Source organism: Enterobacter sp. DSM 30060 (assembly GCF_013375955.1).
In the GTDB taxonomy this organism is placed as follows: domain Bacteria; phylum Pseudomonadota; class Gammaproteobacteria; order Enterobacterales; family Enterobacteriaceae; genus Enterobacter; species Enterobacter intestinihominis.
Genome location: NZ_CP056118.1, coordinates 1,235,664 through 1,260,054, shown reverse-complemented (window position 1 = coordinate 1,260,054; position 24,391 = coordinate 1,235,664). Strand labels below are relative to the sequence as shown.

The 24,391-nt window shown below is 51.4% G+C and carries 42 protein-coding genes; 40 read left to right on the top strand and 2 right to left on the bottom strand.

What is annotated here, in order from left to right; all coding sequences use genetic code 11:
• The first annotated feature begins 20 nt into the window (after positions 1-20).
• The 4 genes from kefG to slyD all read left to right on the top strand — a co-directional run bounded on the left by kefG (position 21) and on the right by slyD (position 3,276).
• Positions 21-572 carry a glutathione-regulated potassium-efflux system ancillary protein KefG gene (gene kefG, locus HWQ15_RS06075; protein ID WP_003861686.1) on the top strand — a complete coding sequence of 184 codons (552 nt, stop codon included), beginning with the start codon at positions 21-23 and terminating at the stop codon, positions 570-572.
• A complete protein-coding gene (gene kefB / locus HWQ15_RS06070) occupies positions 572-2,377 on the top strand; it encodes a glutathione-regulated potassium-efflux system protein KefB (RefSeq protein WP_003861688.1) in 1,806 nt (601 codons plus the stop codon). The genes kefG and kefB overlap by 1 nt, the downstream gene beginning before the upstream one ends.
• Before the next feature lie 13 nt (positions 2,378-2,390).
• Positions 2,391-2,591 (top strand): YheV family putative zinc ribbon protein, encoded by a 201-nt coding sequence (locus tag HWQ15_RS06065; protein ID WP_022649597.1) that lies wholly within the window; start codon positions 2,391-2,393, stop codon positions 2,589-2,591.
• 94 nt (positions 2,592-2,685) lie between these two features.
• The gene (gene slyD, locus HWQ15_RS06060) at positions 2,686-3,276 is read left to right on the top strand and encodes a peptidylprolyl isomerase (protein ID WP_003861691.1); all 591 of its coding nucleotides are present in this window, start codon (positions 2,686-2,688) and stop codon (positions 3,274-3,276) included.
• 51 nt (positions 3,277-3,327) lie between these two features.
• Here the strand turns inward: slyD and HWQ15_RS06055 are convergent, their stop codons facing one another.
• Positions 3,328-3,546: a protein SlyX gene (locus HWQ15_RS06055; RefSeq protein WP_023298761.1), complete on the bottom strand. Its 219-nt coding sequence runs from the start codon at positions 3,544-3,546 to the stop codon at positions 3,328-3,330.
• 238 nt (positions 3,547-3,784) lie between these two features.
• Here HWQ15_RS06055 and fkpA point away from each other — a divergent pair, with 238 nt between their 5' ends.
• The 11 genes from fkpA to bfr all read left to right on the top strand — a co-directional run bounded on the left by fkpA (position 3,785) and on the right by bfr (position 11,985).
• Positions 3,785-4,603: an FKBP-type peptidyl-prolyl cis-trans isomerase gene (gene fkpA, locus HWQ15_RS06050; protein WP_003861695.1), complete on the top strand. Its 819-nt coding sequence runs from the start codon at positions 3,785-3,787 to the stop codon at positions 4,601-4,603.
• 167 nt (positions 4,604-4,770) lie between these two features.
• Positions 4,771-5,493 (top strand): transcriptional regulator, encoded by a 723-nt coding sequence (locus HWQ15_RS06045; RefSeq protein ID WP_063149304.1) that lies wholly within the window; start codon positions 4,771-4,773, stop codon positions 5,491-5,493.
• The gene (tusD, locus tag HWQ15_RS06040; RefSeq protein WP_003861699.1) at positions 5,493-5,879 is read left to right on the top strand and encodes a sulfurtransferase complex subunit TusD; all 387 of its coding nucleotides are present in this window, start codon (positions 5,493-5,495) and stop codon (positions 5,877-5,879) included. Before HWQ15_RS06045 ends, tusD begins: the two co-directional genes overlap by 1 nt.
• On the top strand, positions 5,879-6,238 hold the full coding sequence (gene tusC, locus HWQ15_RS06035) for a sulfurtransferase complex subunit TusC (protein ID WP_023298759.1): 360 nt from the start codon (positions 5,879-5,881) through the stop codon (positions 6,236-6,238). The genes tusD and tusC overlap by 1 nt, the downstream gene beginning before the upstream one ends.
• A gap of 7 nt (positions 6,239-6,245) precedes the next feature.
• Positions 6,246-6,533 (top strand): sulfurtransferase complex subunit TusB, encoded by a 288-nt coding sequence (gene tusB / locus HWQ15_RS06030; protein ID WP_063149305.1) that lies wholly within the window; start codon positions 6,246-6,248, stop codon positions 6,531-6,533.
• Between the two features lie 124 nt (positions 6,534-6,657).
• Entirely contained in the window at positions 6,658-7,032 is a 375-nt protein-coding gene (gene rpsL / locus HWQ15_RS06025) for a 30S ribosomal protein S12 (protein ID WP_000246815.1), read from the top strand.
• A 96-nt stretch (positions 7,033-7,128) separates the two neighbouring features.
• Entirely contained in the window at positions 7,129-7,599 is a 471-nt protein-coding gene (gene rpsG / locus HWQ15_RS06020; protein WP_003861706.1) for a 30S ribosomal protein S7, read from the top strand.
• Between the two features lie 96 nt (positions 7,600-7,695).
• Positions 7,696-9,810, top strand: coding sequence for an elongation factor G (fusA, locus tag HWQ15_RS06015; RefSeq protein WP_022649591.1), 2,115 nt, complete (start codon positions 7,696-7,698; stop codon positions 9,808-9,810).
• 69 nt (positions 9,811-9,879) lie between these two features.
• Positions 9,880-11,064, top strand: coding sequence for an elongation factor Tu (gene tuf, locus HWQ15_RS06010; protein WP_017693880.1), 1,185 nt, complete (start codon positions 9,880-9,882; stop codon positions 11,062-11,064).
• A gap of 177 nt (positions 11,065-11,241) precedes the next feature.
• A complete protein-coding gene (gene bfd, locus HWQ15_RS06005) occupies positions 11,242-11,436 on the top strand; it encodes a bacterioferritin-associated ferredoxin (RefSeq protein WP_003863268.1) in 195 nt (64 codons plus the stop codon).
• A gap of 72 nt (positions 11,437-11,508) precedes the next feature.
• The gene (gene bfr, locus HWQ15_RS06000) at positions 11,509-11,985 is read left to right on the top strand and encodes a bacterioferritin (protein WP_003863270.1); all 477 of its coding nucleotides are present in this window, start codon (positions 11,509-11,511) and stop codon (positions 11,983-11,985) included.
• On the opposite strand, the gene HWQ15_RS05995 is transcribed toward bfr, so the two are convergent.
• Positions 11,969-12,442, bottom strand: a complete 474-nt coding sequence (locus tag HWQ15_RS05995; protein WP_063149676.1) for an A24 family peptidase — start codon at positions 12,440-12,442, stop codon at positions 11,969-11,971. The genes bfr and HWQ15_RS05995 overlap by 17 nt on opposite strands.
• A gap of 380 nt (positions 12,443-12,822) precedes the next feature.
• Here HWQ15_RS05995 and rpsJ point away from each other — a divergent pair, with 380 nt between their 5' ends.
• The 25 genes from rpsJ (at position 12,823) to rpsK (ending at position 24,383) form a co-directional block, all read left to right on the top strand.
• Entirely contained in the window at positions 12,823-13,134 is a 312-nt protein-coding gene (rpsJ, locus tag HWQ15_RS05990; protein ID WP_001181005.1) for a 30S ribosomal protein S10, read from the top strand.
• A 32-nt stretch (positions 13,135-13,166) separates the two neighbouring features.
• Complete coding sequence (rplC, locus tag HWQ15_RS05985) at positions 13,167-13,796, top strand: 50S ribosomal protein L3 (protein WP_006178923.1); 630 nt, start codon at positions 13,167-13,169, stop codon at positions 13,794-13,796.
• Positions 13,797-13,806: 10 nt separating this feature from the next.
• Positions 13,807-14,412 carry a 50S ribosomal protein L4 gene (rplD, locus tag HWQ15_RS05980; RefSeq protein ID WP_000424395.1) on the top strand — a complete coding sequence of 202 codons (606 nt, stop codon included), beginning with the start codon at positions 13,807-13,809 and terminating at the stop codon, positions 14,410-14,412.
• Positions 14,409-14,711, top strand: coding sequence for a 50S ribosomal protein L23 (rplW, locus tag HWQ15_RS05975; protein WP_000617546.1), 303 nt, complete (start codon positions 14,409-14,411; stop codon positions 14,709-14,711). Before rplD ends, rplW begins: the two co-directional genes overlap by 4 nt.
• 17 nt (positions 14,712-14,728) lie before the next feature.
• Positions 14,729-15,550 (top strand): 50S ribosomal protein L2, encoded by an 822-nt coding sequence (rplB, locus tag HWQ15_RS05970; protein WP_000301859.1) that lies wholly within the window; start codon positions 14,729-14,731, stop codon positions 15,548-15,550.
• A gap of 16 nt (positions 15,551-15,566) precedes the next feature.
• Positions 15,567-15,845 (top strand): 30S ribosomal protein S19, encoded by a 279-nt coding sequence (gene rpsS, locus HWQ15_RS05965; RefSeq protein WP_001138117.1) that lies wholly within the window; start codon positions 15,567-15,569, stop codon positions 15,843-15,845.
• 14 nt (positions 15,846-15,859) lie between these two features.
• Positions 15,860-16,192, top strand: coding sequence for a 50S ribosomal protein L22 (gene rplV / locus HWQ15_RS05960; protein ID WP_002919773.1), 333 nt, complete (start codon positions 15,860-15,862; stop codon positions 16,190-16,192).
• A 17-nt stretch (positions 16,193-16,209) separates the two neighbouring features.
• Complete coding sequence (rpsC, locus tag HWQ15_RS05955; RefSeq protein ID WP_000529945.1) at positions 16,210-16,911, top strand: 30S ribosomal protein S3; 702 nt, start codon at positions 16,210-16,212, stop codon at positions 16,909-16,911.
• 12 nt (positions 16,912-16,923) lie between these two features.
• Positions 16,924-17,334: a 50S ribosomal protein L16 gene (gene rplP / locus HWQ15_RS05950; RefSeq protein ID WP_002919759.1), complete on the top strand. Its 411-nt coding sequence runs from the start codon at positions 16,924-16,926 to the stop codon at positions 17,332-17,334.
• A complete protein-coding gene (gene rpmC, locus HWQ15_RS05945; RefSeq protein ID WP_003863282.1) occupies positions 17,334-17,525 on the top strand; it encodes a 50S ribosomal protein L29 in 192 nt (63 codons plus the stop codon). The genes rplP and rpmC overlap by 1 nt, the downstream gene beginning before the upstream one ends.
• A complete protein-coding gene (rpsQ, locus tag HWQ15_RS05940; protein WP_002438707.1) occupies positions 17,525-17,779 on the top strand; it encodes a 30S ribosomal protein S17 in 255 nt (84 codons plus the stop codon). Before rpmC ends, rpsQ begins: the two co-directional genes overlap by 1 nt.
• Before the next feature lie 166 nt (positions 17,780-17,945).
• Positions 17,946-18,317, top strand: coding sequence for a 50S ribosomal protein L14 (gene rplN, locus HWQ15_RS05935; RefSeq protein WP_002919748.1), 372 nt, complete (start codon positions 17,946-17,948; stop codon positions 18,315-18,317).
• A gap of 10 nt (positions 18,318-18,327) precedes the next feature.
• A complete protein-coding gene (rplX, locus tag HWQ15_RS05930; RefSeq protein ID WP_003863287.1) occupies positions 18,328-18,642 on the top strand; it encodes a 50S ribosomal protein L24 in 315 nt (104 codons plus the stop codon).
• Between the two features lie 14 nt (positions 18,643-18,656).
• A complete protein-coding gene (gene rplE / locus HWQ15_RS05925) occupies positions 18,657-19,196 on the top strand; it encodes a 50S ribosomal protein L5 (protein WP_022649589.1) in 540 nt (179 codons plus the stop codon).
• 14 nt (positions 19,197-19,210) lie between these two features.
• A complete protein-coding gene (gene rpsN / locus HWQ15_RS05920) occupies positions 19,211-19,516 on the top strand; it encodes a 30S ribosomal protein S14 (RefSeq protein ID WP_003863291.1) in 306 nt (101 codons plus the stop codon).
• A 30-nt stretch (positions 19,517-19,546) separates the two neighbouring features.
• On the top strand, positions 19,547-19,939 hold the full coding sequence (gene rpsH / locus HWQ15_RS05915) for a 30S ribosomal protein S8 (protein ID WP_006178918.1): 393 nt from the start codon (positions 19,547-19,549) through the stop codon (positions 19,937-19,939).
• Between the two features lie 12 nt (positions 19,940-19,951).
• Positions 19,952-20,485, top strand: a complete 534-nt coding sequence (gene rplF, locus HWQ15_RS05910; protein ID WP_003863296.1) for a 50S ribosomal protein L6 — start codon at positions 19,952-19,954, stop codon at positions 20,483-20,485.
• 9 nt (positions 20,486-20,494) lie between these two features.
• Positions 20,495-20,848, top strand: a complete 354-nt coding sequence (gene rplR, locus HWQ15_RS05905) for a 50S ribosomal protein L18 (RefSeq protein ID WP_003863297.1) — start codon at positions 20,495-20,497, stop codon at positions 20,846-20,848.
• Positions 20,849-20,862: 14 nt separating this feature from the next.
• Positions 20,863-21,363 carry a 30S ribosomal protein S5 gene (gene rpsE, locus HWQ15_RS05900; protein WP_003863299.1) on the top strand — a complete coding sequence of 167 codons (501 nt, stop codon included), beginning with the start codon at positions 20,863-20,865 and terminating at the stop codon, positions 21,361-21,363.
• Positions 21,364-21,369: 6 nt separating this feature from the next.
• Positions 21,370-21,549: a 50S ribosomal protein L30 gene (gene rpmD, locus HWQ15_RS05895; RefSeq protein WP_003863301.1), complete on the top strand. Its 180-nt coding sequence runs from the start codon at positions 21,370-21,372 to the stop codon at positions 21,547-21,549.
• Between the two features lie 3 nt (positions 21,550-21,552).
• Positions 21,553-21,987: a 50S ribosomal protein L15 gene (gene rplO / locus HWQ15_RS05890; RefSeq protein ID WP_014885468.1), complete on the top strand. Its 435-nt coding sequence runs from the start codon at positions 21,553-21,555 to the stop codon at positions 21,985-21,987.
• A gap of 7 nt (positions 21,988-21,994) precedes the next feature.
• Entirely contained in the window at positions 21,995-23,326 is a 1,332-nt protein-coding gene (gene secY, locus HWQ15_RS05885; protein WP_003863305.1) for a preprotein translocase subunit SecY, read from the top strand.
• A gap of 31 nt (positions 23,327-23,357) precedes the next feature.
• Positions 23,358-23,474: a 50S ribosomal protein L36 gene (gene rpmJ / locus HWQ15_RS05880; RefSeq protein ID WP_000868187.1), complete on the top strand. Its 117-nt coding sequence runs from the start codon at positions 23,358-23,360 to the stop codon at positions 23,472-23,474.
• 146 nt (positions 23,475-23,620) lie between these two features.
• The gene (gene rpsM / locus HWQ15_RS05875) at positions 23,621-23,977 is read left to right on the top strand and encodes a 30S ribosomal protein S13 (protein ID WP_003863308.1); all 357 of its coding nucleotides are present in this window, start codon (positions 23,621-23,623) and stop codon (positions 23,975-23,977) included.
• Between the two features lie 16 nt (positions 23,978-23,993).
• Entirely contained in the window at positions 23,994-24,383 is a 390-nt protein-coding gene (rpsK, locus tag HWQ15_RS05870) for a 30S ribosomal protein S11 (protein WP_003863312.1), read from the top strand.
• Positions 24,384-24,391 lie beyond the last annotated feature (8 nt).

Here is a 24,391-nt window from a genome sequence, read left to right as displayed (position 1 = left end):
ACAGAACCGGGAGGGGAGTGATGTCTCAGACAGCGAAAGTGCTGCTGCTGTATGCCCATCCGGAATCACAGGACTCGGTGGCAAACCGGGTGCTGCTTAAGCCGGCCACACAGCTCAGTAACGTAACGGTGCACGATCTCTACGCGCACTACCCCGATTTCTTTATTGATATTCCTTACGAGCAGGAACTGCTGCGTCAGCACGACGTGATTGTGTTCCAGCATCCGCTTTATACCTATAGCTGTCCGGCGCTGCTGAAAGAGTGGCTGGACCGCGTGCTGAGCCGGGGCTTTTCCAGCGGGGTGGGGGGCAACCAGCTGGCGGGAAAGTACTGGCGGAGTGTCATCACCACCGGTGAGCCGGAAAGCGCTTACCGTCACGACGGGCTGAACCGTTACCCCATGAGCGACATTCTGCGGCCGTTTGAGCTGACGGCGGCGATGTGCCGTATGCACTGGATGAGCCCGATTATTATCTACTGGGCACGGCGGCAGGATCCGAAAGCGCTGGCGAGCCATGCCAGGGCCTATGGCGAATGGCTGGCGTCACCGATTCCGGCGGGAGGACGCTAATGGACGGTTCGAATTTACTCCTCGCCGGGGTGCTGTTTTTGTTTGCCGCCGTCGTCGCGGTCCCCCTTGCCGCGCGTCTCGGCATTGGCGCGGTGCTGGGCTATTTGCTGGCGGGGATAGCCATTGGTCCCTGGGGGCTTGGGTTTATCAGCGATGTGGATGAAATTCTCCACTTCTCCGAGCTGGGCGTGGTGTTCCTGATGTTTATCATCGGGCTTGAGCTTAATCCGTCCAAGCTGTGGCAACTGCGGCAATCTATTTTTGGCGTCGGGGCGGCGCAGGTGTTGCTCAGCGCCGCCATTCTGGCGGGCCTGCTGATGCTGACGCAGTTTTCCTGGCAGGCCGCGGTGATTGGCGGGATCGGTCTTGCGATGTCGTCGACGGCGATGGCGCTTCAGCTGATGCGCGACAAAGGGATGAACCGCAACGAGGCGGGGCAACTGGGCTTTTCGGTGCTGCTGTTCCAGGATTTAGCGGTGATCCCGGCGCTGGCGCTGGTGCCGCTGCTGGCAGGCTCCGGAGACGATCATTTCGACTGGATGAAGATCTCCATGAAGGTGCTGGCCTTCGCGGGGATGCTGATCGGCGGACGGTTTTTACTGCGTCCAGTGTTCCGATTTATTGCGGCATCCGGCGTACGCGAGGTCTTCACCGCCGCAACGCTGCTGCTGGTGCTTGGTTCAGCGCTGTTTATGGATGCGCTGGGGCTGTCGATGGCGCTCGGGACGTTTATCGCCGGGGTGCTGCTTGCGGAAAGCGAGTACCGCCACGAGCTGGAGACCGCCATCGATCCGTTTAAGGGACTGCTGTTAGGGCTGTTCTTTATCTCGGTGGGTATGGCGCTTAATCTTGGCGTGCTCTATACCCATCTGCTGTGGGTTATTGCGAGTGTCGCCGTGCTGGTGGCGGTCAAAACGCTGGTGCTGTATCTCCTCGCGCGGATTTACGGGCTGCGCAGCTCGGAAAGGATGCAGTTTTCCAGCGTGTTAAGTCAGGGCGGAGAGTTTGCGTTTGTGCTGTTTTCCACTGCGTCGTCTCAGAAGCTGTTCAAAGATGACCAGATGGCGCTGCTGCTGGTGACGGTCACGCTGTCGATGATGACCACGCCGCTGCTGATGAAGCTGGTGGACAAACTGCTGTCGCGCCGTCTTAATCCCGCAGACGATGAAGACGAAGCGCCGTGGGTGGAAGATGATAAACCGCAGGTGATCGTCGTGGGCTTTGGCCGCTTCGGACAGGTGATTGGTCGCCTGTTGATGGCAAATAAAATGCGCATTACGGTGCTGGAGCGCGATATCAGCGCCGTCAACCTGATGCGCAAATATGGTTATAAGGTGTACTACGGGGATGCGACGCAGCTTGAGCTGTTGCGCTCGGCGGGGGCAGAGGCTGCGGAGTCCATCGTCATCACCTGTAACGATCCGGAAGACACAATGAAGCTGGTGGAGCTGTGCCAGCAGCATTTCCCGCATCTGCATATTCTGGCGCGTGCGCGCGGACGTGTTGAGGCTCACGAACTTTTGCAGGCGGGTGTGAAACACTTCTCCCGCGAAACCTTCTCCAGCGCGCTGGAGCTGGGGCGCAAGGCGCTGGTTTCGCTGGGTATGCATCCTCACCAGGCGCAACGCGCCCAGATGCATTTCCGCCGGCTGGATATGCGAATGCTGCGTGAACTGATGCCTGTGCACAGCGACACGGCGCAGATCTCCCGCGTGCGGGAAGCGCGTCGCGAACTGGAGGAGATCTTCCAGCGTGAGATGCAACAGGAACGACGCCAGCTCGACGGCTGGGATGAATTTGAATAAAGGGTAACGAAAGATGGCTTTACGTAAACGCTTTATCGCGGGCGCAAAATGCCCGTCCTGCCAGGCGCAAGATACGCTGGCCATGTGGCGGGAGAATAATATCGATATTGTTGAATGTGTTAAGTGCGGTCACCAGATGCGTGAGGCCGACAAAGAAGCCCGCGATCACGTTCGCAAAGAAGAGCAAGTGATCGGCATTTTTCATCCAGACTAGCGATATGCTCTGAGTTTTTTTAAGCTTAAGGGTACACGGGTGCAGAATTCCGCTACAATCTGCGCCAGCAATTTTCCCACGCTCAGGAGATATCATGAAAGTAGCAAAAGACCTGGTGGTCAGCCTGGCCTATCAGGTACGTACAGAAGACGGTGTGTTGGTTGATGAGTCTCCGGTGAGTGCGCCGCTGGACTACCTGCATGGTCACGGTTCCCTGATTTCCGGCCTGGAAACGGCGCTGGAAGGTCATGAAGTTGGCGACAAATTCGACGTTGCTGTCGGCGCGAACGACGCTTACGGTCAGTATGATGACAACCTGGTTCAGCGCGTTCCTAAAGACGTGTTCATGGGCGTTGACGAGTTGCAGGTTGGCATGCGCTTCCTGGCTGAAACTGACCAGGGTCCGGTTCCGGTTGAAATCACAGAAGTTGAAGACGACCACGTTGTGGTTGACGGCAACCACATGCTGGCTGGTCAGAACCTGAAGTTCAACGTAGAAGTTGTTGCTATCCGTGAAGCGACCGAAGAAGAGCTGGCTCATGGCCACGTTCATGGTGCGCACGGTCACGACCATGACCACGATCACGGCCACGACGGCTGCTGCGGTGGTCACGGCCACGATCATGGTCATGACCACGGCCACGGTAAAGGTGGTTGCGGTAACGGCGGCTGCGGCTGCCACTGATTCCGTACTGCGGAAAATAAAAAAGCGGGATAATCCCGCTTTTTTTACGCCTCAATAATGAGGTGGTGGCGTCTCTTCAGCCTGAGAGGCGATGTGCGACGACTGCGTTGCCTTCACTTTTTCAGTGAGAAGTCGCATCAAATCGCGCATTTTTGCCATTTCAAGCTCATGAGCCGTCACGGTCTGGTTCAGTTCTTCGATGGTGATGTCCTGAAAAGCCAGGCGGCTTTCCAGCTCAGCCAGTCTCGCTTCGATCGTTGTATCCTTCATCATTCACCTCGTTTATCTCTCATGCGCCATAATGGACCAGCGGCGGCGAAGTTTATCTGACTTTTTCCTTAAGTACAGTATCCATCTCCCTGACAAGAAACTTATTTAAACAAAAATAGTCTGAAAAGAAGCGACATTCGGGGGAGTCTGTCTGTAGATTTCTTCCACAACGTTTTATAGTACGTCACTCATTTACGTTTAACACTGGGGTGAGAGACCTCAGGTCCTGGAGATATGGATGAAATCACTGTTTAAAGTTACGCTGCTGGCGACCACTATGGCTGTAGCGCTCAATGCGCCGCTGTCTTTCGCTGCTGATACTGCTGCGAAGCCTGCTGCGACTACAGACAGCAAAGCGGCATTCAAGAATGACGACCAGAAATCCGCCTACGCACTCGGCGCGTCTCTGGGCCGTTACATGGAAAACTCTCTGAAAGAACAAGAGAAACTGGGCATCAAACTGGACAAAAATCAGCTGATCGCAGGGGTTCAGGATGCGTTCGCAGACAAGAGCAAACTGTCTGACCAGGAAATCGAGCAGACTCTGCAAGCGTTTGAAGCGCGCGTGAAAGGCGCCGCTCAGACCAAGATGGAAGCAGACGCTAAAGATAACGAAGCGAAAGGCAAAGCCTACCGCGATAAGTTCGCTAAAGAGAAAGGCGTTAAAACGTCTTCTACTGGCCTGATCTATAAAGTTGAGAAAGAAGGTACCGGCGACGCGCCTAAAGACAGCGACACCGTTGTAGTTAACTACAAAGGTACGCTGATCGACGGTAAAGAGTTCGATAACTCTTATACTCGCGGTGAGCCTCTCTCCTTCCGTCTGGACGGTGTGATCCCGGGCTGGACCGAAGGCCTGAAGAACATCAAGAAAGGCGGTAAAATCAAGCTGGTCATCCCACCGGATCTGGCTTACGGCAAAACCGGCGTTCCGGGTATCCCGGCTAACTCTACGCTGGTATTTGATGTAGAACTGCTGGACATCAAACCGGCGCCAAAAGCGGATGCGAAAACAGACGCACCGGCTGACGACAAAGCCGCAGCAGCTAAGAAGTAATGCTGAAAAAAACCGCCGCCTTTACAGGCGGCGGTTTTTTTATTGTGGGGCAGATATAATTAACACTGGAAAGCGTTATACACGCTGTATTAATTTAGTTGTCCGTGTAGATAATGAGCCTGCCCTGAAAACCTAACGACAGGCTCCTGAAAAGGAGTGTTTTTTTCATGTCCAGGTCGCTTTTAACCAACGAAACCAGTGAACTTGATTTGCTGGATCAACGTCCATTTGACCAGACCGACTTCGATATTCTGAAATCCTACGAAGCGGTAGTGGACGGGTTAGCGATGCTCATTGGTTCCCACTGCGAAATCGTATTGCATTCCCTGCAAGATCTTAAGTGTTCCGCTATCCGCATTGCGAATGGTGAGCACACTGGCCGTAAAATTGGTTCGCCAATCACCGACCTTGCATTGCGTATGTTGCATGACATGACCGGCGCGGACAGCAGCGTCTCAAAATGCTATTTCACCCGCGCCAAAAGCGGCGTGCTGATGAAATCAGAAACTATCGCGATTCGAAACCGCGAACACCGGGTGATCGGTCTGCTGTGCATCAACATGAACCTTGATGTGCCATTCTCGCAAATCATGAGCACTTTCATTCCGCCAGATACGCCGGACGTGGGCTCATCGGTGAACTTTGCCTCTTCTGTTGAGGATCTCGTGACACAGACGCTGGAGTTCACCATTGAAGAGGTGAATGCCGATCGCAACGTATCCAACAACGCCAAGAATCGTCAGATCGTCCTGAACCTCTATGAGAAAGGGATTTTTGATATCAAAGATGCCATCAACCAGGTGGCCGATCGCCTGAATATCTCCAAACACACGGTTTATCTCTATATTCGCCAGTTCAAAAGCGGCGACTTCCTGGGGCAAGACAAGTAATGCGTTTTGCGTTAATGGTGACGGGCCCGGCGTACGGTACCCAGCAGGCCAGCAGCGCGCTACAGTTTGCCCATGCGCTGCTTGATGCCGGTCATGAACTGGCAAGCGTCTTCTTCTATCGTGAAGGGGTCTATAACGCGAACCAGTTTACGTCCCCGGCGAGCGATGAGTTTGACCTTGTGCGCGCCTGGCAAAAATTAAACGAAACGCAGGGCGTCGACCTGCATATCTGCGTCGCGGCGGCACTGCGTCGCGGCGTGACGGATGCGACTGAAGCCGAACGCCTTGGTCTGGCAGGGGCTAACCTGCAACCGGGCTTTTCGCTCAGCGGATTAGGCGCATTAGCACAGGCGGCGTTGACCTGCGACAGAGTGGTGCAATTTTGATGAAGCGCGTAGCGTTTGTTTTTACTTCTGCCCCGCATGGCAGCGCTTCAGGCCGGGAAGGGCTGGATGCATTGCTCGCGACCTCGGCTTTAACCGAAGATATTGGCGTCTTCTTTTTAGGCGATGGCGTATTCCAGCTTCTGGCAGGCCAACAACCGCAGGCTATTCTTGCGCGCGACTACATTGCGACCTTTAAAGTTCTGCCGCTCTATGACATTGAAACCTTCTATGTGTGCGCCGACTCGCTGGCCGCTCGTGGGTTAAATGAGAAAATACCGTTCGTGCTGGACGTGACGATCCTGACATCTTCTGCGCTGCGCGAACAACTTTCTCACTACGATACCGTTCTGACTTTCTGAGGCTATCATGCTCCATACCCTGAGCCGTTCACCGTGGCAATGCGATATCGACACGTTACTGAGCATGCTGCGCGGAGGCGATGATCTGCTGCTGATTCAGGATGGCGTGCTCGCGGCGCTTGATGGCAGCCGTTTTGTTGAAATCCTCGCTAATGCCCCCATAACAGTCTCTGCGCTTAAAGAGGATCTGGATGCGCGGGGTCTTTCTGGTCAAATTTCAGCCAAAATTGACGTGGTTGGCTATACTGATTTCGTCAATCTTACTGTGACGCACGCCAGTCAAATGAACTGGTGATTTGAGATCGCTGTATATTTCTTGACACCTTTTCGACGTAGCCCTAAAATTTCGCGTCCTCATATTGTATGAGGTCGTTTTATTACGTGTTTACGAAGCAAAAGCTAAAACCAGGAGCTATTTAATGGCAACAGTTAACCAGCTGGTACGCAAACCACGTGCACGCAAAGTTGCAAAAAGCAACGTGCCTGCGCTGGAAGCCTGCCCGCAGAAACGTGGCGTATGTACTCGTGTATATACCACCACTCCTAAAAAACCAAACTCCGCACTGCGTAAAGTATGCCGTGTGCGTTTGACTAACGGTTTCGAAGTGACTTCCTACATCGGTGGTGAAGGTCACAACCTTCAGGAGCACTCCGTGATCCTGATCCGTGGCGGTCGTGTTAAAGACCTTCCGGGTGTTCGTTACCACACCGTTCGTGGTGCGCTGGACTGCTCAGGTGTTAAAGACCGTAAGCAGGCTCGCTCCAAGTACGGCGTGAAGCGTCCTAAGGCTTAATGGTTCTCCGTTAAGTAAGGCCAAACTGATTTATCTTAATGTCAAACTAAACTCGTAGAGTTTTGGACAATCCTGAATTAACAACGGAGTAATCCCATGCCACGTCGTCGCGTCATTGGTCAGCGTAAAATTCTTCCAGATCCGAAATTCGGATCAGAACTGCTGGCAAAATTTGTAAATATCCTGATGGTAGATGGTAAAAAATCTACTGCAGAAGCAATCGTATACAGCGCGCTGGAGACCCTGGCTCAGCGTTCTGGTAAAAATGAACTGGAAGCTTTCGAAGTCGCTCTCGACAACGTGCGCCCGACTGTAGAAGTTAAGTCTCGCCGCGTTGGTGGTTCTACTTATCAGGTTCCAGTTGAAGTTCGTCCGGTTCGTCGTAATGCTCTGGCAATGCGTTGGATCGTTGAAGCTGCTCGTAAACGCGGTGATAAATCCATGGCTCTGCGTCTGGCGAACGAACTTTCTGATGCTGCAGAAAACAAAGGTACTGCAGTTAAGAAACGTGAAGACGTTCACCGTATGGCAGAAGCCAACAAGGCGTTCGCACACTACCGTTGGTAATCCCTTCGGAGTCGTAGTCACCAGGCGGGCGCTTCAGAGAAGCCGCCCGCTCTGGGTAACTTAACTGAACGCCTAAAGATATAAACGAGGAATCAAATGGCTCGTACAACACCCATCGCACGCTACCGTAACATCGGTATCAGTGCGCACATCGACGCCGGTAAAACCACTACTACCGAACGTATTCTGTTCTACACCGGTGTAAACCATAAAATCGGTGAAGTTCATGACGGCGCAGCCACCATGGACTGGATGGAACAGGAGCAGGAGCGTGGTATTACTATCACCTCCGCAGCGACTACTGCTTTCTGGTCAGGTATGGCTAAGCAGTACGAACCGCATCGCGTAAACATCATCGACACCCCAGGGCACGTTGACTTCACCATCGAAGTAGAACGTTCCATGCGTGTTCTTGACGGCGCGGTAATGGTTTATTGCGCAGTTGGTGGTGTTCAGCCACAGTCTGAAACCGTATGGCGTCAGGCTAACAAATATAAAGTTCCACGCATCGCGTTCGTTAACAAAATGGACCGTATGGGTGCTAACTTCCTGAAAGTTGTTGGCCAGATCAAAACCCGTCTGGGCGCGAACCCTGTTCCGCTTCAGCTGGCAATTGGTGCTGAAGAAGGCTTCACCGGTGTTATCGACCTGGTGAAAATGAAAGCCATCAACTGGAACGAAGCAGATGCGGGCGTTACCTTCGAATACGAAGATATCCCGGCAGAGATGCAGGACCTGGCTGACGAATGGCACCAGAACCTGATCGAATCCGCAGCAGAAGCTTCTGAAGAGCTGATGGAGAAATACCTGGGTGGTGAAGAACTGACTGAGCAAGAGATCAAATCTGCTCTGCGTCAGCGTGTTCTGAACAACGAAATCATTCTGGTAACCTGTGGTTCTGCGTTCAAGAACAAAGGTGTTCAGGCAATGCTGGATGCGGTAGTTGACTACCTGCCATCCCCGGTTGACGTTCCTGCGATCAACGGCATCCTGGACGATGGTAAAGATACTCCGGCTGAGCGTCACGCAAGTGATGACGAGCCGTTCTCTGCGCTGGCGTTCAAAATTGCTACCGACCCATTCGTGGGTAACCTGACCTTCTTCCGCGTTTACTCTGGTGTGGTTAACTCCGGTGACACCATCCTGAACTCCGTGAAATCGGCGCGTGAACGTTTTGGCCGTATCGTACAGATGCACGCTAACAAACGTGAAGAGATCAAAGAAGTTCGTGCGGGCGACATCGCTGCTGCTATCGGTCTGAAAGACGTGACTACTGGTGACACCCTGTGTGACCCGGATCACCCGATCATTCTGGAGCGTATGGAATTCCCTGAGCCGGTAATCTCCATCGCGGTTGAACCAAAAACCAAAGCTGACCAGGAAAAAATGGGTCTGGCTCTGGGCCGTCTGGCGAAAGAAGACCCATCATTCCGCGTATGGACTGATGAAGAATCTAACCAGACCATCATCGCTGGTATGGGTGAACTGCACCTGGACATCATCGTTGACCGTATGAAGCGTGAATTCAACGTTGAAGCGAACGTGGGTAAACCTCAGGTTGCTTACCGCGAAGCGATTCGCGCGAAAGTTACCGATGTTGAAGGTAAACACGCTAAGCAGTCTGGTGGTCGCGGTCAGTACGGTCACGTTGTGATCGACATGTACCCACTGGAGCCGGGCTCTAACCCTAAAGGTTACGAGTTCATCAACGACATCAAAGGTGGTGTGATTCCTGGCGAATACATCCCTGCCGTTGATAAAGGCATCCAGGAGCAGCTGAAAGCTGGTCCTCTGGCTGGTTACCCGGTTGTAGACATGGGTGTTCGTCTGCACTTCGGTTCTTACCACGACGTTGACTCCTCTGAACTGGCGTTTAAACTGGCTGCGTCTATTGCCTTTAAAGAAGGCTTTAAGAAAGCAAAACCAGTTCTGCTTGAGCCAATCATGAAGGTTGAAGTAGAAACTCCGGAAGAGAACACCGGTGACGTTATCGGTGACTTGAGCCGTCGTCGCGGTATGCTGCGTGGTCAGGAATCCGAAGTAACTGGCGTTAAGATCCACGCTGAAGTTCCGCTGTCTGAAATGTTCGGATATGCAACTCAGCTGCGTTCTCTGACCAAAGGTCGTGCATCATACACTATGGAATTCCTGAAGTATGATGATGCGCCGAACAACGTTGCTCAGGCCGTTATCGAAGCCCGTGGTAAGTAATCCACAGGATTAAAACCTAAGTCCCGTGCTCTCTCCGAAGGGGAGAGCACTATAGTAAGGAATATAGCCGTGTCTAAAGAAAAATTTGAACGTACAAAACCGCACGTCAACGTTGGTACTATCGGCCACGTTGACCATGGTAAAACTACCCTGACTGCTGCAATCACTACCGTACTGGCTAAAACCTACGGCGGTGCTGCTCGTGCTTTCGACCAGATCGATAACGCACCAGAAGAAAAAGCTCGTGGTATCACCATCAACACCTCTCACGTTGAGTATGACACCCCGACTCGCCACTACGCACACGTAGACTGCCCAGGCCACGCCGACTATGTTAAAAACATGATCACCGGTGCTGCGCAGATGGACGGCGCGATCCTGGTTGTTGCTGCGACTGACGGCCCTATGCCTCAGACTCGTGAGCACATCCTGCTGGGTCGTCAGGTAGGCGTTCCTTTCATCATCGTGTTCCTGAACAAATGCGACATGGTTGATGACGAAGAGCTGCTGGAACTGGTAGAGATGGAAGTTCGTGAACTGCTGTCTCAGTACGATTTCCCAGGCGACGATACCCCAATCGTTCGTGGTTCCGCGCTGAAAGCGCTGGAAGGCGAAGCAGAGTGGGAAGAGAAAATCATCGAACTGGCTGGCTACCTGGATTCTTACATCCCAGAACCAGAGCGTGCGATTGACAAGCCATTCCTGCTGCCAATCGAAGACGTATTCTCCATCTCCGGTCGTGGTACCGTTGTTACCGGTCGTGTAGAGCGCGGTATCATCAAAGTTGGTGAAGAAGTTGAAATCGTTGGTATCAAAGAGACTGCGAAGTCTACCTGTACTGGCGTTGAAATGTTCCGCAAACTGCTGGACGAAGGCCGTGCTGGTGAGAACGTTGGTGTTCTGCTGCGTGGTATCAAGCGTGAAGAAATCGAACGTGGTCAGGTTCTGGCGAAGCCAGGCTCAATCAAGCCACACACCAAGTTCGAATCTGAAGTGTACATTCTGTCCAAAGACGAAGGCGGCCGTCATACTCCGTTCTTCAAAGGCTACCGTCCGCAGTTCTACTTCCGTACAACTGACGTGACCGGTACCATCGAACTGCCAGAAGGCGTAGAGATGGTAATGCCAGGCGACAACATCAAGATGGTTGTGACTCTGATCCACCCAATCGCGATGGATGACGGTCTGCGTTTCGCAATCCGTGAAGGCGGCCGTACCGTTGGCGCGGGCGTTGTTGCTAAAGTTCTGGGCTAATTAATTATCCCTGAAATAAAAAGGACGCTTCGGCGTCCTTTTTTGTTTTCTGCCGTTGGGCATTGTCATAAAAATTCGCATTTTTTGCTTTCTCCCGCCACGTATTCCGACGCCCGTGCTATTGTAATCATAACCATTCTCACTTACACTTTGCGCATATTTTGAACGGGAGTCTTTATGTACGTTTGTTTATGTAATGGTGTAAGCGACAAAAAAATTCGTCAGGCCGTTCGCCAGTTTCAACCACAATCTTTCCAGCAGCTTCGTAAGTTTGTTCCGGTGGGAAATCAATGCGGTAAATGCGTTCGCGCAGCGCGTGAGATCATGCAGGACGAACTGATGCAGATCCCGGAATTCAAAGAGATCGCGTAAGCCTCCATCTTTTTTTTGACATCCCTGTAGCCCGATCTACGCTTCAATGAGTGGAAGCGGAGGGACTATATAATGAAAGGTGATGTTAAAATCATAAGTTATCTCAATAAATTATTGGGAAATGAGCTTGTCGCAATCAATCAGTATTTTCTCCATGCAAGAATGTTCAAAAACTGGGGACTGACTCGCCTCAACGATGTTGAATACCATGAGTCCATTGATGAAATGAAACACGCCGATAAATATATTGAGCGTATTTTATTCCTCGAAGGCATTCCTAACCTACAGGATCTCGGAAAACTGGGCATCGGAGAAGATGTCGAAGAGATGCTGCGTTCTGATCTCCGGCTAGAGCTGGAGGGTGCAAAAGACCTGCGTGAAGCCATTGCCTATGCGGACAGCGTACATGACTACGTCAGCCGGGATATGATGATCCAGATCCTGGCCGATGAAGAAGGGCACATTGACTGGCTTGAGACCGAACTGGATCTTATTAGCAAAATTGGCCTACAGAACTACCTTCAGTCACAGATCAAAGTGGAAAGTTAATCAGGTTTTCCCAGCCAACGCATAAACCCGCTGCCGCCAGAAATGGCCCAAAAGGCAGTGGGTTTTTTAATGCCTGCTTATCAGGGTTGAACAACGAGAAACCAACCAGATACAGCAGAGCCATTAACGCGGCCACTAATGCCAGTACTGGCAGTACACACCAGCCATGCCATGCTCCCAGCGCCGCCAGATATTTTATGTCGCCATACCCCATCCCTTCACATCGGCAGATGAGTCGATATCCCCAATAGATAACGGCGAATCCGGCGTATCCTGCGGTCGCACCCAGTACCGCGCTCGGCAAAAAATCAGGATGAAGACAAAGCTGGTAGAGCAGGCCCGTCCATAGCAGCGGGCAAAGGAATTTATCGGGAAGCAGCCCCGTGCGAATATCGGTGCGTACAAGCAAGGCCGATAACGCAAAATAGATCAGCAGAAAGGGGAGGGACATTAGCATAGCGAGAGCCTCAAAATGGTTTGAGCGCATACTCGTAATAATCAGCATGCCCGGCAATGTGTAAAAACACCAATTGCGCAACGGCTTCAGACAAAGAGTTGAGAAGGGATACTTTGCATAAAAAATTGCGAGGCCTTACGCAGAGTACGACTTTGGCGCTTAATTTCTAAACGGCACTTGCGTCTTTCGCTGATTTACGTATAATGCGCGGGCTTGTCGTAATTGACGGCGGGTTCAATCTGAACCAGAGTAGCTCACTTTGTTACTCAACAATGCTCCCAATTGGGGAGCTACGTAAGAACGGTTACACTCTCCCATCAATCGTAATGGGTTTGAGGAGTAATCATTTTCGTTTATAAAATAATTGGAGCTCTGGTCTCATGCAGAACCAAAGAATCCGTATCCGCCTTAAAGCGTTTGATCATCGTCTGATCGATCAATCAACCGCGGAAATCGTCGAGACTGCTAAGCGCACTGGTGCGCAAGTCCGTGGTCCGATCCCGCTGCCGACCCGCAAAGAGCGCTTTACCGTTCTGATCTCTCCGCACGTTAACAAAGATGCGCGTGATCAGTACGAGATCCGCACTCACAAGCGTCTGGTTGACATCGTTGAGCCAACTGAGAAAACCGTTGATGCTCTGATGCGTCTGGATCTGGCTGCCGGTGTAGACGTGCAGATCAGCCTGGGTTAATCAGGTCATCGAGCGATTGAGAGGTTGATACAATGATTGGTTTAGTCGGTAAAAAAGTGGGCATGACCCGCATCTTCACTGAAGATGGCGTTTCAATCCCAGTAACCGTAATCGAAGTTGAAGCAAACCGCGTTACCCAGGTTAAAGATCTGGCTAACGATGGCTACCGCGCTGTTCAGGTGACCACTGGTGCTAAAAAAGCTAACCGTGTAACCAAACCAGAAGCGGGTCACTTCGCTAAAGCTGGCGTAGAAGCTGGCCGTGGTCTGTGGGAATTCCGTCTTGCTGAAGGCGAAGAGTTCACCGTAGGTCAGGACATTAGCGTTGAGCTGTTTGCTGACGTTAAAAAAGTTGACGTAACCGGTACCTCTAAAGGTAAAGGTTTTGCTGGTACCGTTAAGCGCTGGAACTTCCGTACCCAGGACGCTACTCACGGTAACTCCTTGTCTCACCGCGTTCCGGGTTCTATCGGTCAGAACCAGACTCCGGGCAAAGTGTTCAAAGGCAAGAAAATGGCAGGTCAGCTGGGCAACGAACGTGTAACCGTTCAGAGCCTGGACGTAGTACGTGTTGACGCTGAGCGCAACCTGCTGCTGGTTAAAGGTGCGGTCCCGGGTGCAACCGGTAGCGACCTGATCGTTAAACCAGCTGTGAAGGCGTAAGGGGATAGCAATGGAATTAGTATTGAAAGACGCGCAGAGCGCGCTGACTGTTTCCGAAACTACCTTCGGTCGTGATTTCAACGAAGCGCTGGTTCACCAGGTTGTTGTTGCTTATGCAGCTGGTGCTCGTCAGGGTACTCGTGCTCAGAAGACTCGTGCTGAAGTAACTGGTTCAGGCAAAAAGCCATGGCGCCAGAAAGGTACCGGCCGTGCGCGTTCAGGTTCTATCAAGAGCCCGATCTGGCGTTCAGGTGGCGTGACCTTCGCTGCGCGTCCACAGGACCACAGTCAAAAAGTTAACAAAAAGATGTACCGCGGCGCGCTGAAAAGCATCCTGTCCGAACTGGTACGTCAGGATCGTCTGATCGTTGTCGAGAAGTTCTCTGTTGAAGCGCCTAAAACTAAGCTGCTGGCACAGAAACTGAAAGACATGGCTCTGGAAGATGTGCTGATCATCACCGGTGAGCTGGACGAGAACCTGTTCCTGGCCGCGCGTAACCTGCACAAGGTTGACGTACGCGACGCGACTGGTATCGACCCGGTTAGCCTGATCGCCTTCGACAAAGTCGTAATGACTGCTGATGCTGTTAAGCAAGTTGAGGAGATGCTGGCATGATTCGTGAAGAACGTCTGCTGAAGGTGCTGCGCGCACCGCACGTTTCTGAAAAAGCGTCTACTGCGATGGAAAAAACAAACACCATCGTTCTCAAAGTTGCTAAAGACGCGACCAAAGCAGAGATCAAAGCTGCTGTGCAGAAACTGTTTGAAGTCGAAGTCGAAGTCGTTAACACCCTGGTAGTTAAAGGGAAAGTTAAACGTCACGGACAGCGTATCGGTCGTCGTAGCGACTGGAAAAAAGCTTACGTCACCCTGAAAGAAGGCCAGAACCTGGACTTCGTTGGCGGCGCTGAGTAAGTCGGAGGAGTAATACAATGGCAGTTGTTAAATGTAAACCGACATCTCCGGGTCGTCGCCACGTAGTTAAAGTGGTTAACCCTGAGCTGCACAAGGGCAAACCTTTTGCTCCGTTGCTGGAAAAAAACAGCAAATCCGGTGGTCGTAACAACAATGGCCGTATCACCACTCGTCACATCGGTGGTGGCCACAAGCAGGCTTATCGTATTGTTGACTTCAAACGCAACAAAGACGGTATCCCAGCAGTTGTTGAGCGTCTTGAGTACGATCCGAACCGTTCCGCGAACATCGCGCTGGTTCTGTACAAAGATGGCGAACGCCGTTACATCCTGGCCCCTAAAGGCCTGAAAGCTGGCGACCAGATTCAGTCTGGCGTTGATGCTGCAATCAAAGCAGGCAACACCCTGCCGATGCGCAATATCCCGGTTGGTTCTACCGTTCATAACGTAGAAATGAAACCAGGTAAAGGCGGTCAGCTGGCGCGTTCCGCCGGTACTTACGTTCAGATCGTTGCGCGTGACGGTGCTTATGTCACCCTGCGTCTGCGTTCTGGTGAAATGCGTAAAGTCGAAGCAGACTGCCGCGCTACTCTGGGCGAAGTTGGCAATGCTGAGCATATGCTGCGCGTTCTGGGTAAAGCTGGTGCTGCACGCTGGCGTGGTGTTCGTCCTACCGTTCGCGGTACTGCGATGAACCCAGTCGATCACCCACATGGTGGTGGTGAAGGTCGTAACTTTGGTAAGCACCCGGTAACTCCGTGGGGCGTTCAGACCAAAGGTAAGAAGACCCGCAGCAACAAGCGTACTGATAAATTTATCGTACGTCGCCGTAGCAAATAATTTTAGAGGATAAGCCATGCCACGTTCTCTCAAGAAAGGTCCTTTTATTGACCTGCACTTGCTGAAGAAGGTAGAGAAAGCGGTGGAAAGCGGAGACAAGAAGCCCCTGCGCACTTGGTCCCGTCGTTCAACGATCTTTCCTAACATGATCGGTTTGACCATCGCTGTCCATAATGGTCGTCAGCACGTTCCAGTCTTTGTTACCGACGAAATGGTTGGTCACAAACTGGGTGAATTCGCACCGACTCGTACTTATCGCGGCCACGCTGCTGATAAAAAAGCGAAGAAGAAATAAGGTAGGAGGAAGAGATGGAAACTTTAGCTCAACATCGCCATGCTCGTTCTTCTGCACAGAAGGTTCGCCTTGTTGCTGACCTGATTCGCGGTAAGAAAGTGTCGCAGGCCCTGGACATCCTGACCTATACCAACAAGAAAGCTGCGGTATTGGTCAAGAAAGTACTGGAATCTGCCATTGCTAACGCTGAACACAACGATGGCGCTGACATCGACGATCTGAAAGTCGCGAAAATTTTCGTAGATGAAGGCCCAAGCATGAAGCGCATTATGCCGCGTGCGAAAGGTCGTGCAGATCGCATCCTGAAGCGCACCAGCCACATTACTGTGGTTGTGTCCGATCGCTGAGACTCTGGAGACTAGCAATGGGTCAGAAAGTACATCCTAATGGTATTCGCCTGGGTATTGTAAAACCATGGAACTCTACCTGGTTTGCGAACACCAAAGAATTCGCTGACAACCTGGACAGCGATTTTAAAGTACGTCAGTACCTGACTAAGGAACTGGCTAAAGCGTCTGTATCTCGTATCGTTATCGAGCGTCCAGCTAAGAGCATCCGTGTGACTATTCACACTGCTCGCCCTGGCATCGTTATCGGTAAGAAAGGCGAAGACGTAGAAAAACTGCGCAAGGTCGTAGCGGATATCGCTGGCGTTCCTGCACAGATCAATATCGCTGAAGTTCGTAAGCCTGAACTGGACGCTAAATTGGTTGCTGACAGCATCACTTCTCAGCTGGAACGTCGTGTTATGTTCCGTCGTGCTATGAAGCGTGCTGTACAGAACGCAATGCGTCTGGGCGCTAAGGGTATCAAAGTTGAAGTTAGCGGCCGTCTGGGCGGCGCGGAAATCGCACGTACCGAATGGTACCGCGAAGGTCGCGTACCGCTGCACACTCTGCGTGCTGACATCGACTACAACACCTCTGAAGCGCACACCACTTACGGTGTAATCGGCGTTAAGGTATGGATCTTCAAAGGTGAGATCCTGGGTGGTATGGCTGCTGTTGAACAACCGGAAAAACCGGCTGCTCAACCTAAAAAGCAGCAGCGTAAAGGCCGTAAATAAGGAGCGTCGCTGATGTTACAACCAAAGCGTACAAAATTCCGTAAAGTGCACAAAGGCCGCAACCGTGGTCTGGCGCAGGGTACGGATGTTAGCTTCGGCACTTTCGGTCTGAAAGCTGTTGGCCGTGGTCGTCTGACTGCACGTCAGATCGAAGCAGCACGTCGTGCAATGACCCGTGCAGTTAAGCGTCAAGGTAAGATCTGGATCCGTGTATTCCCGGACAAACCGATCACCGAGAAGCCACTGGAAGTTCGTATGGGTAAAGGTAAAGGTAACGTGGAGTACTGGGTTGCCTTGATCCAACCGGGCAAAGTCCTTTATGAAATGGACGGTGTTCCGGAAGAGCTGGCCCGTGAAGCCTTCGGCCTGGCAGCAGCGAAACTGCCTATCAAAACCACCTTTGTAACTAAGACGGTGATGTAATGAAAGCAAAAGAGCTGCGTGAAAAAAGCGTTGAAGAGCTGAACGCTGAGCTGCTGAACCTGCTGCGTGAGCAGTTCAACCTGCGTATGCAGGCTGCAAGTGGCCAGCTGCAACAGACTCACCTGCTGAAGCAAGTGCGTCGCAATGTTGCGCGCGTTAAGACTTTACTGACTCAGAAGGCGGGTGCGTAATGACCGATAAAATCCGTACTCTGCAAGGTCGTGTTGTTAGCGATAAAATGGAGAAATCCATTGTTGTAGCTATCGAACGTTTTGTGAAACACCCGATCTACGGTAAATTCATCAAGCGTACGACCAAACTGCACGTACATGACGAGAACAACGAATGTGGTATCGGCGACAAGGTTGAAATCCGTGAATGCCGTCCACTGTCCAAGACTAAGTCCTGGACGCTGGTTCGCGTTGTAGAGAAAGCGGTTCTGTAATAGAGTACGCATTCTCAATACGAATAAACGGCTCAGCAATGAGCCGTTTATTTTTTCTACCCATATTGCAGAAGCGGTGTTATAATGCCGCGCCCTCGATATGGGGCTTTTTAACGGCTCTGATTTTAGAGTCTCAGGTAGTAGTTGACATTAGCGGAGCACTAAAATGATCCAAGAACAGACTATGCTGAACGTCGCCGACAACTCCGGTGCACGTCGCGTAATGTGTATCAAGGTTCTGGGTGGCTCGCACCGTCGCTACGCAGGCGTAGGCGACATCATCAAGATCACCATCAAGGAAGCAATTCCACGTGGTAAGGTCAAAAAAGGTGATGTGCTGAAGGCGGTAGTGGTGCGCACCAAGAAGGGTGTTCGTCGCCCTGACGGTTCTGTCATTCGCTTCGATGGTAATGCATGCGTTATTTTAAACAATAACAGCGAGCAGCCTATCGGCACGCGTATCTTTGGGCCGGTAACTCGTGAACTTCGTACTGAGAAGTTCATGAAAATTATCTCTCTGGCACCAGAAGTACTCTAAGGAGCGAATCATGGCAGCGAAAATCCGTCGTGATGACGAAGTTATCGTGTTAACCGGTAAAGATAAAGGTAAACGCGGTAAAGTAAAAAATGTTCTGTCTTCCGGCAAACTCGTCGTTGAAGGTATCAACCTGGTTAAGAAACATCAGAAGCCGGTTCCGGCCCTGAACCAACCAGGCGGCATCGTTGAAAAAGAAGCTGCTATTCAGGTTTCTAACGTTGCAATCTTCAATGCGGCTACCGGTAAGGCTGACCGTGTAGGCTTTAGATTCGAAGACGGCAAAAAAGTCCGTTTCTTCAAGTCTAACAGCGAAACTATCAAGTAATTTGGAGTAGTACGATGGCGAAACTGCATGATTACTACAAAGACGAAGTAGTTAACAAACTCATGACTGAGTTTAGCTACAATTCTGTCATGCAAGTCCCTCGGGTCGAGAAGATCACCCTGAACATGGGTGTTGGTGAAGCGATCGCTGACAAGAAACTGCTGGATAACGCAGCAGCTGACCTGACAGCAATCTCCGGTCAAAAACCGCTGATCACCAAAGCACGCAAATCTGTTGCAGGCTTCAAAATCCGTCAGGGCTATCCGATCGGCTGTAAAGTAACTCTGCGTGGCGAACGCATGTGGGAGTTCCTTGAGCGCCTGATCACTATTGCTGTTCCACGTATCCGTGACTTCCGTGGCTTGTCCGCTAAGTCTTTCGACGGTCGTGGTAACTACAGCATGGGTGTCCGTGAGCAGATCATCTTCCCAGAAATCGACTACGATAAAGTCGACCGCGTGCGTGGTTTGGATATTACCATTACCACTACTGCGAAATCTGATGAAGAAGGCCGTGCTCTGCTGGCTGCCTTTGACTTCCCGTTCCGCAAGTAAGGTAGGGTTACTGAATGGCTAAGCAATCAATGAAAGCACGCGAAGTAAAGCGCGTAGCTTTAGCTGATAAATTCTTCGCTAAACGCGCTGAACTGAAAGCGATCATTTCTGATGTGAACGCTTCCGACGAAGATCGTTGGAATGCGGTTCTCAAGCTGCAGTCTCTGCCGCGTGATTCCAGCCCGTCTCGTCAGCGTAACCGCTGTCGTCAAACAGGTCGTCCACATGGTTATGTGGGCAAGTTTGGGTTGAGCCGTATCAAACTGCGTGAAGCCGCCATGCGCGGTGAAGTACCAGGCTTGAAAAAGGCTAGCTGGTAATTACCAATTGAATCACGGGAGTAAAGACAGATGAGCATGCAAGATCCGATCGCGGATATGCTGACCCGTATCCGTAACGGTCAGGCCGCGAACAAAGTTGCGGTCACCATGCCTTCCGCCAAGCTGAAAGTGGCAATTGCCAACGTGCTGAAGGAAGAAGGTTTTATCGAAGATTTTAAAGTTGAAGGCGACACCAAGCCGGAACTGGAACTTACTCTCAAGTATTTCCAGGGTAAAGCTGTTGTAGAAAGCATTCAGCGTGTCAGCCGCCCAGGCCTGCGCATCTATAAGAAAAAAGATGAGCTGCCAAAAGTAATGGCTGGTCTTGGTATCGCAGTTGTTTCTACCTCTAAAGGTGTTATGACTGATCGTGCAGCGCGCCAGGCTGGTCTTGGTGGCGAAATTATCTGCTACGTAGCCTAATCGGAGGAAAGAATGTCTCGTGTTGCTAAAGCACCGGTCGTTATTCCTGCCGGCGTTGATGTCAAAATCGACGGTCAGGTTATTACGATCAAAGGTAAAAACGGCGAGCTGACTCGTACCCTCAACAAAGCTGTTGAAGTTAAACATGCAGATAACGCTCTGACCTTCGGTCCACGTGATGGTTTCGTGGATGGATGGGCTCAGGCTGGTACCGCGCGTGCCCTGCTGAACTCAATGGTTGTTGGTGTTACCGAAGGCTTCACTAAAAAGCTTCAGCTGGTTGGTGTAGGTTATCGTGCAGCTATCAAAGGGAATGCAGTAGGCCTGTCTCTGGGCTTCTCACATCCTGTTGAGCATCCGCTGCCGGCCGGAATCACTGCAGAATGCCCGACTCAGACTGAAATCGTGCTGAAAGGCGCTGATAAACAGCTGATCGGTCAGGTTGCAGCAGATCTGCGCGCCTACCGTCGTCCTGAGCCTTATAAAGGCAAGGGTGTTCGTTACGCCGACGAAGTCGTGCGTACCAAAGAGGCTAAGAAGAAGTAAGGTAACACTATGGATAAGAAATCTGCTCGTATCCGTCGTGCGACCCGCGCACGCCGCAAGCTCAAAGAGCTGGGTGCAACTCGCCTGGTGGTACATCGTACCCCGCGTCATATTTACGCACAGGTAATTGCACCGAACGGTTCTGAAGTTCTGGTAGCTGCTTCTACTGTAGAAAAAGCTATCTCAGAACAATTGAAGTATACCGGTAACAAAGACGCCGCTGCAGCTGTAGGTAAAGCTGTTGCAGAACGCGCTCTGGAAAAAGGCATCAGCAATGTTTCCTTTGACCGTTCCGGGTTCCAATATCATGGTCGTGTCCAGGCACTGGCAGATGCTGCCCGTGAAGCTGGCCTTCAGTTCTAAGGTAGAGGTGTAAGATGGCTCACATCGAAAAACAGGCTGGCGAACTGCAGGAAAAGCTGATCGCGGTAAACCGCGTATCTAAAACCGTTAAAGGTGGTCGTATTTTCTCCTTCACAGCTCTGACTGTAGTGGGTGATGGTAACGGTCGCGTTGGTTTTGGTTACGGTAAAGCGCGTGAAGTTCCAGCAGCGATCCAGAAAGCGATGGAAAAAGCCCGTCGCAATATGATTAACGTCGCGCTGAACAACGGTACCCTGCAACACCCAGTTAAAGGTGTTCACACGGGTTCTCGTGTATTCATGCAGCCAGCTTCCGAAGGTACCGGTATCATCGCCGGTGGTGCAATGCGCGCCGTTCTGGAAGTTGCTGGAGTTCATAACGTTCTGGCTAAAGCATATGGTTCCACCAACCCGATCAACGTGGTTCGTGCAACTATTGATGGCCTGGAAAATATGAATTCTCCAGAAATGGTCGCTGCCAAGCGTGGTAAATCCGTTGAAGAAATTCTGGGGTAATTGACCATGGCAAAGACTATTAAAATCACTCAAACCCGCAGTGCAATCGGTCGTCTGCCGAAACACAAGGCAACGCTGCTTGGCCTGGGTCTGCGTCGTATTGGTCATACCGTTGAGCGCGAGGATACTCCTGCTGTTCGTGGTATGGTCAACGCGGTTTACTTCATGGTTAAAGTTGAGGAGTAAGAGATGCGTTTAAATACTCTGTCTCCGGCCGAAGGCTCTAAAAAGGCGGGTAAACGCCTGGGTCGTGGTATCGGTTCTGGCCTCGGCAAAACCGGTGGTCGTGGTCACAAAGGTCAGAACTCTCGTTCTGGCGGTGGCGTACGTCGCGGTTTCGAGGGTGGCCAGATGCCACTGTACCGTCGTCTGCCGAAGTTCGGCTTCACCTCTCGCAAAGCAGCGATTACAGCGGAAATCCGTCTGTCTGACCTGGCGAAAGTTGAAGGCGGCGTTGTAGACCTGAATACGCTGAAAGCAGCTAACATTATCGGTATCCAGATCGAGTTCGCGAAAGTGATCCTGTCTGGTGAAGTTTCTACTCCGGTAACTGTTCGTGGCCTGCGTGTTACTAAAGGTGCTCGTGCTGCTATCGAAGCTGCTGGCGGTAAAATTGAGGAATAAGTAGCAGATGGCTAAGCAACCGGGATTAGATTTTCAAAGTGCCAAAGGTGGATTTGGCGAGCTGAAACGCAGACTGCTGTTTGTAATCGGCGCGCTGATTGTGTTCCGTATTGGCTCTTTTATTCCGATCCCTGGTATTGATGCCGCTGTACTTGCCAAACTGCTTGAGCAACAGCGAGGCACCATCATTGAAATGTTCAACATGTTCTCTGGTGGTGCTCTCAGCCGTGCTTCTATTTTCGCACTGGGTATTATGCCGTACATTTCGGCATCGATTATTATCCAGCTGCTGACGGTCGTTCATCCGGCCCTGGCAGAGTTGAAGAAAGAAGGGGAGTCTGGACGTCGTAAGATTAGCCAGTACACCCGTTACGGCACTCTGGTGCTGGCAATATTCCAGTCGATCGGTATTGCTACCGGTCTTCCGAATATGCCTGGTATGCAGGGCCTGGTATTAAACCCAGGCTTTGCATTCTATTTCACCGCTGTTGTAAGTCTGGTCACAGGGACCATGTTCCTGATGTGGCTCGGCGAACAGATTACTGAACGTGGTATCGGTAACGGTATCTCAATCATTATCTTCGCCGGTATCGTTGCGGGTCTCCCGCCGGCCATCGCCCATACTATCGAGCAAGCGCGTCAAGGCGACCTGCACTTCCTCCTGTTGCTGTTGGTTGCAGTATTAGTATTTGCAGTGACGTTCTTTGTTGTCTTCGTTGAACGTGGTCAACGCCGCATTGTGGTGAACTACGCTAAACGTCAGCAGGGTCGTCGTGTCTATGCTGCACAGAGCACACATTTACCGCTGAAAGTGAATATGGCGGGGGTTATCCCGGCTATCTTCGCTTCCAGTATTATTCTGTTCCCGGCAACCATCGCGTCATGGTTCGGGGGCGGTACTGGTTGGAACTGGCTGACAACAATTTCGCTGTATTTGCAGCCTGGGCAACCACTTTATGTGTTACTCTATGCGTCTGCGATCATCTTCTTCTGTTTCTTCTACACGGCGTTGGTCTTCAACCCGCGTGAAACAGCAGATAACCTGAAGAAGTCCGGTGCATTTGTACCAGGAATTCGTCCGGGAGAGCAAACGGCGAAGTATATCGATAAAGTAATGACTCGCCTGACTTTGGTTGGTGCGCTTTATATTACTTTTATCTGCCTGATCCCGGAGTTCATGCGTGATGCAATGAAAGTACCGTTCTACTTCGGTGGGACCTCACTGCTTATCGTTGTTGTCGTGATTATGGACTTTATGGCTCAAGTGCAAACTCTGATGATGTCCAGTCAGTATGAGTCTGCATTGAAGAAGGCGAACCTGAAAGGCTACGGCCGCTAAATGGTCGTCTGAGAAGTTACGGAGAGTAAAAATGAAAGTTCGTGCTTCCGTCAAGAAATTATGCCGTAACTGCAAAATCGTTAAGCGTGATGGTGTCATCCGTGTGATTTGCAGTGCCGAGCCGAAGCATAAACAGCGCCAAGGCTGATTATTTCGCATATTTTTCTTGCAAAGTTGGGTTGAGCTGGCTAGATTAGCCAGCCAATCTTTTGTATGTCTGTACGTTTCCATTTGAGTATCCTGAAAACGGGCTTTTCAGCATGGTGCGTACATATTAAATAGTAGGAGTGCATAGTGGCCCGTATAGCAGGCATTAACATTCCTGATCAGAAACATGCTGTGATCGCATTAACTTCGATCTACGGCGTCGGCAAGACCCGTTCCAAAGCCATTCTGGCTGCAGCGGGTATCGCTGAAGATGTTAAGATCAGTGAGCTGTCTGAAGAACAAATCGACACGCTGCGTGACGAAGTTGCCAAATTTGTCGTTGAAGGTGATCTGCGCCGTGAAATCAGCATGAGCATCAAGCGCCTGATGGATCTTGGTTGCTATCGCGGTTTGCGTCATCGTCGTGGTCTGCCAGTGCGCGGTCAGCGTACTAAGACCAACGCACGTACCCGTAAGGGTCCGCGCAAACCGATCAAGAAATAATCGGGGTGATTGAATAATGGCAAAGGCACCAGTTCGTGCACGTAAACGTGTAAGAAAACAAGTCTCTGACGGCGTGGCTCATATCCATGCTTCTTTCAACAACACCATCGTTACTATTACTGATCGTCAGGGTAACGCATTGGGTTGGGCAACAGCCGGTGGTTCCGGTTTCCGTGGTTCTCGCAAATCCACTCCGTTCGCAGCTCAGGTTGCAGCAGAGCGTTGCGCTGAAGCCGTAAAAGAATACGGCATCAAGAATCTGGAAGTTATGGTTAAAGGTCCGGGTCCGGGTCGTGAATCTACTGTTCGCGCTCTGAACGCCGCTGGTTTCCGCATCACGAATATTACTGATGTGACTCCGATCCCTCATAACGGTTGTCGTCCGCCGAAAAAACGTCGCGTATAACGCTCGTT